The following is a 9,958-nucleotide window of genomic DNA, read 5'->3' as shown; positions in this document are numbered from 1 at the left end:
GGGTGGGGGCACGAACGGGGACGCGGGCGAAGGCTTCGATGTGACCCGGGCCACAGGTCGTTGGGGTGTCGGCGCCGGATGTGCAAACGTCTTCCTCTGCGGCGCGGGCGCGGTCCGCGGCGGCGGAGTCAGTGGTGTCCCCGGACACAATGCGGCAAGAGCGGTACTGGAGAAGGCACGATGACGGACAAGCCCGCGGTGATCCACCGCAAGGACGGTTCCCGGCGCGGTTTCGGCCGCCAGTGGCGGCGCGGCGGGCGGTGGCACTCCCTCGACGGCGAGGCCCACCTGCCCGAGCAGCGGCGCTGCACCGCCGACGTCGTGGTGGACTGCGCGGTGTACGAGGAGGGCTGCCGGGCCGCCTCGCTGCCGCCGCAGCAGGCGCTGGACGAGGCCCGCAAGCGCGGCGGCTTCGCGTGGATCGGGCTGCACGAGCCGGACGCGGAGCACCTGGAGGAGATCGCGGAGGTCTTCGGGCTGCACCCGCTCGCGGTCGAGGACGCGGTCCACGCCCACCAGCGGCCGAAGCTGGAGCGCTACGGCGACACCCTCTTCCTCGTCCTGAAGACGATCGTCTTCGTCGAGCACGAGAAGCTCACCGCGACCAGCGAGGTGGTCGCCACCGGCGAGGTGATGATCTTCCTCGGCCCCGACTTCGTGGTCGTGGTCCGGCACGGCAGCGCGCCGGGCCTGGCCCGGGTCAGGCGCGCCCTGGAGAGCCGCCCCGAGATACTCGCGCACGGTCCGGCCGCCGTGCTGCACGCCATCACCGACCGGGTCGTCGACGACTACCTCGACGTCGCCGACGCGGTCGAACTCGACGTCGACACCCTGGAGTCCGACGTCTTCTCCCCCGAGCACGGCGACGACGCCAGCCGCATCTACCAACTCAAGCGCGAGCTCATCGAGTTCAAGCGCGCCGTCTTCCCGATGGCCCGCCCGCTCGAACGCCTCACCGAGGGCGCCGACGGCCTCATCAGCTCCGAGATGAGCCGCTACTTCCGCGACGTCTCCGACCACCTCTCCCACGTCCGCGAACACCTCATCTCCTACGGCGAGTTGGTGGACGGCCTGCTTTCGGCCAACCTCAGCCAGCTCGCCGTACAGCAGAACGTCGACATGCGCCGGATCAGCGCGGGCGCCGCGATCCTCGCCATCCCGACGATGATCGCCGGCTTCTACGGCATGAACTTCCACCACATGCCCGAACTCGACTGGACCTACAGCTACCCGGTCGTGATCGCCATCACCGCCGTCCTGTCCGGCCTGTGCTACCGCGCCTTCCACCGCGTCGGCTGGCTGTAACCGGCCGGGAACCGATGCCGTCGTCTCTCCCGTCATCCCCAGGACGACCGAAACGTGGATCACGGGGACGCGGGGACGCGGTTACGCGGGGGGAACTTGGGATGGCGAACACGCGGCATGACACCAGCGGGCTTACGACGCAACAGGATCGGACCGGAAACGGGACCAACCGGCCGACGCGCGTACGACGTTCGGCGACGACCGCCCCGGGCGTACGGCGTACGGCCGCCGCGCTCCTGATCGGCGCGTGCGTGGCCGCACTCGCCGCGTGTTCCGGATCAGGGGCCGGGGCGCGGGCCGAGTCCGGGCCGGGGTCCGACAGCGTCACGCCCTCCGCCTCACGGGCCGCTTCCGGCGTCCCCCTGAACAGCAGCTCCGGGCCCGCGCTGGCGCTCGTCGGCCGGTACCGGCCCGCCGGGTATCTCGGCAGGCCGGTCGCGTCGGGCTACGACTGGGCCTCGCACACCGGCGAGTTGATCACCGAGACGCTGCCCGGACCGCACCTCTTCCAGATCGCCTGCTCGGGAAGCGGCCGCCTCACCGTACGGACGCCGGGCGGCACCAGGAACGTCGAGTGCGGCGGCGGGGCCATGGCCGTACCGTTCAGCGGAAGGTTCGAAGCCGCCGTGGACGGCGCGGCCGGCAACAGCGGCGTCTCCGCCTGGCGCGTCCTCGGCAAGGGTTAGACCGACCGGCAAGTGGAGGGCGGCGTCGCGGGCCGACGGCTCTCGCCCGGACGGCTTCTCCCACCCTCCACTTGCCGGTCGGTCTCAGCCCGTGGCGGCACCCGGCCCGGTCGGCGGCTGGTCCGGCGGCCACGCGTCGCCCCAACGGGCGTCGCGCGCCTCGCGGTAGAGCGGGCCCTGCCGCTTGCTGACGGTGGCGCGGGTGAGGTCGCCGGAGGCGGCGCAGAGGTCGAGCAGGACCTGGCCCTTGCGGGTCTGGGGGTGGCGGACGATCCGGTTCGGGGCGGGCGCCGCGGCGGAGTCGGCGACCTCGGCGGACCCGTCGGACCCGGTAGACCCGTCGGACGCGGCGGGACGGGCCGCGGCGACGTAGCTGAACTTCTCGTCCTCGTACGGCAGGGTGCCGCCCTTGACCTGGCGGTGGAGGGCGGAGCGGGGGACGCGCGCGGCGCAGTGGCACCAGTCGGTGCCGGTGATCGGGCAGGGGCCGCTGTGCGGGCAGGGCGCGAGCACGGTGAACCCGGCGGCGGTGAGACGGTCGCGGGCGGCGATGATCCGCGCGTAGCCGTCGGGGGTGCCGGGTTCGGCGACGAGCGTCACGCCCCCGGCGCGGGTCGCGGCGCCGGCGGCGTCGACCAGGGCGGCGAGGTCGCCGGGGGTGAGCTCGCCGAGCACGTAGGAGACCGTGACGAGGTCGGCCGCGGGCAGGGCGGGCGCGCCGGACAGCGGGGTGCGGGTCCAGGTCGTGGCGCGGACGGACGGCGTCGCGGAGTCGGCGGCGAGCGTGCGGCCGAGGTCGAGGGCGGCCGCCGACCAGTCCAGTACGGTGCCGGCCGGGCCGTCCTCCCCGGGCCAGACGTCGGCGACCGCCCACCGCGCGGCGCCGGTGCCGCCGCCGAGGTCGAGATGGGTGGCCGGGGTCCAGCCGGCGGTACGCGCGCGCAGCGCCGCGAGCGCGGAGCGCGCGGCGGCGTAGGTGGCGGGCATCCGGTACGCGGCGTACGCGGCCGCGTCGGCGGCGTCGCGCAGCACGGGCGCGGCGGTCGGGGTGGTGCCGCGGTAGTTCTCGATCAGCCGGTCCACCTGGGCGGACGCCTGGGTCGGGGCGGTGGTGGCGAGCCTGCGGCTGAGCGCCGCGGCGAGATCGTCGGGCAGGTGCACGGTGGGAACGAGAGACACGAGAACTTACTGTAAGGGGCGTTCATCCAGGGTTTCGCCCCGTACGACCTGGCGCACCAGGTCGTTACCGCACCCTGGCGCTCAGCGCCGCCCCGCGCTATACACCGTGCAACTGACCGTGCACGACACGTAGGTCGACTCCGTCATGACATCGGCTCGAATATGTGCAATCAGCGGCGGAACGGGCCCTAAGTAGCTTAACGTTCGCTGGTGTCACGGAGCGCCAGCACTTGGGGAAGTGCTGGGGCTCCACGTCGGTCGCGATGTGCCAGGGGGGTCCATGCGGCGTATCGAAACAACCCCGGCAACACCTGCCCTGCCCGCAATATCCATAGACGGCGAACCACGACCACGAATCGCGCGGGGCGGCGCCCGGCACGCGGTCCGCACCAGGGCATCGGGAAGCACCGATGCCCTTGCCGCGCACGCGCTTCCGGCCGCGCCGACCGCGTCTTCGCCTCCCGCCTGGTCCGGCGCGTCCGGGCTGCCCCACGCTGTCGGCCACCCGCCCGGGATACCCGGGGGCGCGCCCGGCGGCTCCTACCGGGCCCGTGCCGCACACGCCCTGCACGGCTGGCACGAAGTCCACCGCGTGCACAGCACCTACGGCGACAAGGCGCCCTGGTACCTGCCGTTGGCGCTGACCGTCGACGCGCTGGGCGCCGCTCTCCCGCTGGCCTTGCTGCCGCACGACACCGGCCGGCCGCACGCCGCCGCCTGCGGCGCGGCCGTGGCCGCCGTCTGGCTCGCGGTACGCGCCTTCCGCCGCCGCTACACCGCCGACGTGCTGGGCGAGAGCAGCGGCCTCGCCGCCGTACTCGGCGACTGGCTGATGCTGCTCGGCGTCCTGGCCGTGCTGCGCGCCGCGTTCGGGCAGAGCGCGAGCACGTCGCCGGCGCTCGCCGGGATCGGCGTCGCGCCGCTGCTGGCCGTGGCCGTGCGGGCCGCCACGCGCCGCCACCTGGTCGCCGCGCGCCGCTCCGCGCAGGCGGTCCGCCGGGTGCTGGTGGTCGGCGAACCGAGCGCCGCCGACGATGTGGTGGGCCATCTCGCGGCCAGGACCGAGCACGCGTACGTGGTGGTCGGGGTGGTGCCGGTGGGCGGCGCGAAGCTGGAGTGCGGCGCGCCGGTCACCTCCCGGCTCGGCCCCGTCGCGCCCACCGGTCCGGCCGAGGACGCGGGCATCGTGCTGGGCGCGGTCCGCGAGCACCGGGCCGGACTCGTCCTGGTCTCGCCGGGTCCGCGGCTGACCGCCGAGCGGCTGCGCCGGCTGTCGTGGGCGCTGCACGACGCGGGCGTGCCGCTCGCCGTGGTGCCCGGCCTCGTGGACGTGGGGGTGGGCCGTATCCAGCTCGACGCGCCCGCGGGTCTGGCGCTGCTGCACATCGCGCCGCCGACCCGGGCCGGCACCCCGATCGCGCTGAAGACCGCGGTGGACCGGACCGGCGCCGCTCTCGGGCTGCTGCTGCTCGCCCCGCTGTTCGCGGTGCTGGCCACCGCGATCCGGCTCACCTCGCCCGGCCCGGTCTTCCACCGGCAGACCCGGCACGGGCGGGCGGGCGCGCCGTTCACCATGTGGAAGTTCCGCACGATGGTGGCCGACGCGGAGTCCCGCAGGGCCGAGTTGGAGCTGGCCGGGGACAACGAGAGCGACGGGCCGATGTTCAAGATGCGCCGCGACCCGCGGATCACCCGGATCGGCCGGGTGCTGCGGCGCTGCTCGCTGGACGAGCTGCCGCAGCTGCTGAACGTGCTGCGCGGCGACATGTCGCTGGTCGGTCCGCGCCCACCGCTGCCCGACGAGGTGGCCCGCTACGACGAGGTGGCCCGTCGCCGGCTCGCGGTGCGCCCGGGCATCACCGGGCTGTGGCAGGTCAGCGGGCGCAGCGAGCTGTCGTGGGACGAGACGCTGGCGATCGACCTGCGGTACGTCGACAACTGGTCGCTGGCCGGCGACGTGGACGTGATGGCCCGCACCCTGCGGGCGGTCGTCGACGGACGCGGGGCCTACTGATGGAGCGGCCAGGACCCGGCCACAGAACCGGAGCCGGACCCGGCGACGAGCGCAGACCCGGGCCCGTATCCGCGCCGGGACCCGCGCCGGGACCCGCACCCGGACCCGCGCCGGGACCCGCGCCGGGACCTGGCGCAGGACCCGGCCACAGAACCGGAGCCGGACCCGGCCCCGGCCTACGCGGCGTCGGCCCCGGCTTACGCGGCGTCGGCGGCCTGTACGACCGGCCAGTCCGCGTACACCGAGGCGATGCCCTCGCGCAGTGCGATCCGCGGCCGCCAGCCCAGCGACCGGAGCCGGGTGATGTCCAGCAGCTTGCGCGGGGTGCCGTCGGGCTTGCCGGTGTCCCAGCCGATGGCGCCGCGGTAGCCGACCACCTCCCTTACCGTCTGGGCGAGTTCGCGGATGGTCAGGTCCTCGCCGCAGCCGACGTTGACCGGTTCGTCGGCGTCGTACGCCCGCAGCAGCAGCGCGCAGGCCGACGCGAGGTCGTCCACGTGCAGGAACTCGCGGCGCGGGGTGCCGCTGCCCCACAGCACCAGTTCGGGCAGCCCGTCGCGTTCGGCCTCGTGGCAGCGGCGGATCAGCGCGGGCAGCACGTGCGAGGTGGCGAGGTCGAAGTTGTCGCCGGGGCCGTAGAGGTTGGTCGGCATCGCCGAGATGAACCCGGCGCCGTACTGCCGCCGGTAGGACCGCACCTGCACGATGCCGGCGATCTTCGCGAGCGCGTATGCCTCGTTGGTGGGCTCCAACGGGCCGGTGAGCAGGGCCTCTTCACGGATGGGCTGCGCGGCCAATCGCGGGTAGATGCAGCTGGAGCCGAGGAACAGCAGGCGGCGCACGCCCGCTTCGTGGGCGCCGGCGATCACGCTCAGCTGGATGCCGAGGTTGTCCTCCAGGAACTGCACCGGGTAGGTCGAGTTGGCCATGATCCCCCCGACCCGGGCGGCGGCGAGCACCACCGCGTCGGGCCGGGTGGCGCGCAGGTAGGCGGCGGTGCCGGCGGCGTCGCGCAGGTCGAGTTCGGCGCGGGTCCGGGTCAGCACCTGGTGACCGTCGGCGGTCAACCGGCGGGCGATCGCGGAGCCGACCAGACCGCGGTGGCCGGCGACGAATATCCGGGCGCCGGGCGGCAGCAGTTCGGTCATGGCGGCGATTGTGCCAGCCGATCGGGGCGGCCCGGCGCGGATCCCCGCATTCCGCCAATTCCCTGAATTCGGACGAGTTGCGCTGACACGCTGTCCCGGGTGCGCGCCCGAACAACGGCACGGCGAACGGCTCCAACGGCCCCGGCCACCCGCTCGACCCGGCGGCCCCGACCACCCGCTCGACCAACGGCCCGACCACTCCACCCCTGGGGGAACACGTGGGCAAGACCGCCCTCATCACCGGCGTCACCGGGCAGGACGGCTCGTACCTGGCCGAACTTCTGCTGTCGAAGGGCTACACGGTGCACGGCATCGTGCGCCGCTCCTCGTCCTTCAACACCGAGCGGATCGACCACATCTACCAGGACCCGCAGGAGGAGCACCGGTCCCTGGTGCTGCACCATGCCGACCTGTCCGACGGGGTGGCGCTGGTGAACCTGCTGCGCGACGTCCGGCCGGACGAGATCTACAACCTCGGCGCCCAGTCGCATGTGCGGGTCTCCTTCGACGCCCCGATGTACACCGGCGACGTGACGGGCCTGGGCGCGCTGCGGCTGCTGGAAGCGGTCCGGGCCAGCGGCATCGGCGCCCGCGTCTACCAGGCGTCCTCCTCCGAGATGTTCGGCGCCACCCCGCCCCCGCAGCATGAGGGCACCCCCTTCCACCCGCGCAGCCCCTACGCCTGCGCGAAGGTCTTCGGCTACTGGGCGACCGTCAACTACCGTGAGGCGTACGGGATGTACGCGGTGAACGGCATTCTCTTCAACCACGAGTCACCGCGCCGCGGCGAGACCTTCGTGACCCGCAAGATCACCCGCGCGGTGGCCCGGATCAAGGCCGGCCTCCAGCAACGGCTCTACCTCGGCAACCTGGACGCGGTCCGCGACTGGGGCTACGCACCGGAGTACGTGGACGCGATGTGGCGGATGCTCCAGCGCGACGAGCCCGAGGACTACGTCGTGGCCACCGGACGGGCCGCCACCGTACGGCAGTTCCTCGACACGGCGTTCGCGCACGCCGACCTCGATCCGGCCGAGCACGTGCGCTACGACCCCAAGTACGAGCGCCCCAGCGAGGTGGACGCGCTGATCGGCGACGCCTCCAAGGCCCGTGACCTGCTCGGCTGGCAACCGGGGGTCAGGGTCGAGGAGTTGGCCCGGCTGATGGTGGACGCCGATATGCAGCAGGTGGCGGACCAGCTCGCGGGCGCGAGCGTCCGCATCGACCGGTAGCGCCGAGGCGAGAGCTTCGGCACCTTCCCGCACCACCCCGGGCACCATTCCGTAGAGGAGAGCAACGCATGCGCAGATGGCCGGTGTTGACGGCTGCCCTCGCCTTGGCAGCCGCGGCTTTGGGGATCGTGGGGCCGCCCCCGGCGACCGCACTGCAACCACCCGTCGGCATCACCGCCGGGAACCTGCCCACCTACCAGACCACCGGCATCGTCTGGGCGATGGCACAGTCCGGCGGCGACGTCTTCGCCGGCGGCACCTTCTCCACGATCCGCCCGCCGGGGGCCGCCGCCGGCACCAGCGAGACGGCGGTGGCGAACTTCGCGTCGTTCAACGCGGCAACCGGCCAACCGGCCCGCTGCCGACCCGCGTTCACCGTGGGCTCCGGCAGCGCCACGGTACGGGCGCTGGCCGTCTCCCCCGACGGCAGGACGCTCTACGCGGGCGGCTTCTTCGGCTCGGCCGGCGGCACCGGCGTGAGCAGCCTGGCCGCGATCAACCTGGCCACCTGCGCCGTCAGCACCACTTTCCGGCCGGCGGTCAGCGGCACGGTGCGCACCATCGTGGCCACCGACGATGCGGTGTACTTCGGCGGCGACGTCACCTCGGTCAACGGCACCACCCGGCACCGCTACGCGGCGGTCGGCGCCGCCGACGGCTCGCTGCTGCCGTGGGCGCCGAACGTCGACAACCCCGGCCGGGCGCTCGCGCTGACCCCGAACGGCAAGGACGCCATCCTCGGCGGTGACTTCAACACCGTCGACGGCGCCAACTCGCACTCCCTCGCGGTCGTCGACGCCACCACCGGCGGCACGCTGGTGAAGGGGTACCCGACCGGCTTCTTCGACGCGGCCTCCGTCACCAAGACCATCTACGTCGACCCGGCGAGCAACAGCTTCTACACCGGCAACGAGGGCACCGGCGGCGGTGTCTTCGACGGCCGGGCGCGCTTCAGCCTCACCGACTTCAGCCAGGTCTGGCGGGACAACTGCCTGGGGGCCACCCAGACGGTCGCGGTCTACCAGAGCGTGCTGTACAGCGGCAGCCACGCCCACGACTGCTCCAGCATGGGCGAGTACCCGAACTCGGTGCGCAAGCACCTGCTCGCCGAGCCGGTCGGCGACCCGCACCTGGTGTCGTGGTTCCCCGACACCAACGACGGGATCGGCGAGCAGATCGGCCCGCGGGTGATGTCGTTCTCCTCGGTCGGCTCCACCGAATACCTGTGGGTCGGCGGGGAGTTCACCACCGTCAACGGCACCGCGCAGCAGGGCCTGACCCGCTTCCCCAGTTCCCCGGACACCACCGCCCCGAGCCTGCCGCAGACCTCGGTGACCAGCATCAACCCGAAGTCGGTGACGGTCAGTTGGCAGTCGAGCCTCGACCTCGACGACAGCCTGCTGACCTACCGGGTGTACCGCGACGGCTCGACCACGCCGATCTACACCACCACCGGCAGCTCGCTTCCGTGGGTGCGCCCGCAGATCACCTTCACCGACACCGACGTCGCACCGGGCGTGAAGTACACCTACCGGGTCTCGGCGAGCGACGGCACCAACACCACCGCGCTGTCACCGAACGCGTCCGCGACGGTGCCGACTTCGGCCGAGGCGTACCCGGCGAAGGTCCTCGCCGACGGCGCGACGCTGTACTGGCGGTACGACGCGGCGTCCGGCTCCTACACGGCGGACTCCTCGGCGTCCAACGACAGCGGGGTCAGCGTCGGCGGCCCGGTGCACGGCGTGACGCCGGGCGCGGTGCCGGGCTCCAAGGCGTACACGTTCAACGGCACTTCGCAGTGGACGTACAGCGACCGGCAGCATCCGCAGCCGAAGCAGTACAGCATCGAGGCGTGGTTCAAGACCACGACCACCAAGGGCGGGAAGATCATCGGCTTCGGCAACGACCCCACCCAGACCAGCGTCCACTACGACAAGCACATCTACATGCTCAACAGCGGGCAGCTGGTCTTCGGCATCAACTCCCCCAAGGTCCAGACGATCACCACCTCGGCGAAGTACAACAACGGCGTCTGGCACCACGTGGTCGCCACCGAGGGCACCGGCGGCTCGAAGCTCTACGTCGACGGCGTGCTCAAGGGGTCGAACACGGCCATGACCGGCAGCGAGGCGTACGCCGGCTACTGGCGGGTCGGCGGCGACAATCTCAACGGCTGGCCGACCCGGCCCACCAGCGACGACCTGGCCGGCTCGATCGACGAGGCCGCGGTCTACCCGACCGTGCTGACGGCCGCGCAGGTCGCGAGCCACTACGCGCTCAGGACCGCCGGGTGACCGGCGCCCGGCGCCGCGCCGGCATCACCGCCGTCCTCGTGACGGCCGCGGTGGTGCTGCTCGGCGGCTGCGGCAGCGGCGGGAGCGGGGGGAGCGGGGG

Annotated in this window: 8 protein-coding genes; 6 read left to right on the top strand and 2 right to left on the bottom strand. The window is 73.1% G+C overall.

Going from position 1 to position 9,958, the window contains the following annotated elements; translation table 11 throughout:
- The 3 genes from AC13HU_RS22675 to AC13HU_RS22665 all read left to right on the top strand — a co-directional run.
- Positions 1–184: hypothetical protein (locus AC13HU_RS22675; RefSeq protein ID WP_483043769.1), on the top strand; the 184-nt coding region annotated here is incomplete at its 5' end.
- On the top strand, positions 181–1,305 hold the full coding sequence (locus tag AC13HU_RS22670; RefSeq protein WP_483043768.1) for a magnesium and cobalt transport protein CorA: 1,125 nt from the start codon (positions 181–183) through the stop codon (positions 1,303–1,305). The genes AC13HU_RS22675 and AC13HU_RS22670, both read left to right, overlap by 4 nt.
- A 101-nt stretch (positions 1,306–1,406) precedes the next feature.
- A complete protein-coding gene (locus AC13HU_RS22665) occupies positions 1,407–1,991 on the top strand; it encodes a hypothetical protein (RefSeq protein ID WP_483043767.1) in 585 nt (194 codons plus the stop codon).
- 84 nt (positions 1,992–2,075) lie between these two features.
- Here the strand turns inward: AC13HU_RS22665 and AC13HU_RS22660 are convergent, their stop codons facing one another.
- Positions 2,076–3,170: a small ribosomal subunit Rsm22 family protein gene (locus AC13HU_RS22660; protein WP_483043766.1), complete on the bottom strand. Its 1,095-nt coding sequence runs from the start codon at positions 3,168–3,170 to the stop codon at positions 2,076–2,078.
- Positions 3,171–3,450: 280 nt separating this feature from the next.
- On the opposite strand from AC13HU_RS22660, the gene AC13HU_RS22655 reads away from it, so the two are divergent.
- Positions 3,451–5,184 carry a sugar transferase gene (locus tag AC13HU_RS22655; protein WP_483043765.1) on the top strand — a complete coding sequence of 578 codons (1,734 nt, stop codon included), beginning with the start codon at positions 3,451–3,453 and terminating at the stop codon, positions 5,182–5,184.
- Positions 5,185–5,381: 197 nt separating this feature from the next.
- On the opposite strand, the gene AC13HU_RS22650 is transcribed toward AC13HU_RS22655, so the two are convergent.
- Positions 5,382–6,332 (bottom strand): GDP-L-fucose synthase family protein, encoded by a 951-nt coding sequence (locus AC13HU_RS22650; RefSeq protein WP_483043764.1) that lies wholly within the window; start codon positions 6,330–6,332, stop codon positions 5,382–5,384.
- A gap of 218 nt (positions 6,333–6,550) precedes the next feature.
- Here AC13HU_RS22650 and gmd point away from each other — a divergent pair, with 218 nt between their 5' ends.
- Both gmd and AC13HU_RS22640 read left to right on the top strand, forming a co-directional pair.
- Positions 6,551–7,564 carry a GDP-mannose 4,6-dehydratase gene (gene gmd / locus AC13HU_RS22645; protein WP_483043763.1) on the top strand — a complete coding sequence of 338 codons (1,014 nt, stop codon included), beginning with the start codon at positions 6,551–6,553 and terminating at the stop codon, positions 7,562–7,564.
- 68 nt (positions 7,565–7,632) lie between these two features.
- Positions 7,633–9,858, top strand: a complete 2,226-nt coding sequence (locus tag AC13HU_RS22640; RefSeq protein WP_483043762.1) for a LamG-like jellyroll fold domain-containing protein — start codon at positions 7,633–7,635, stop codon at positions 9,856–9,858.
- Positions 9,859–9,958: the final 100 nt, after the last annotated feature.

The sequence above is a fragment of the Streptomyces sp. NH27 genome (assembly GCF_056859195.1).
This window is presented reverse-complemented; position numbering and strand designations above follow the sequence as displayed.

Bases quoted from the DNA above. Each gene is read 5' to 3' on its own strand.
- AC13HU_RS22670 (WP_483043768.1), top strand. From the start codon at position 181: ATGACGGACAAGCCCGCGGTGATCCACCGCAAGGACGGTTCCCGGCGC.
- AC13HU_RS22655 (WP_483043765.1), top strand. From the start codon at position 3,451: ATGCGGCGTATCGAAACAACCCCGGCAACACCTGCCCTGCCCGCAATA.
- AC13HU_RS22640 (WP_483043762.1), top strand. From the start codon at position 7,633: ATGCGCAGATGGCCGGTGTTGACGGCTGCCCTCGCCTTGGCAGCCGCG.
- AC13HU_RS22650 (WP_483043764.1), bottom strand. From the start codon at position 6,332: ATGACCGAACTGCTGCCGCCCGGCGCCCGGATATTCGTCGCCGGCCAC.
- AC13HU_RS22665 (WP_483043767.1), top strand. From the start codon at position 1,407: ATGGCGAACACGCGGCATGACACCAGCGGGCTTACGACGCAACAGGAT.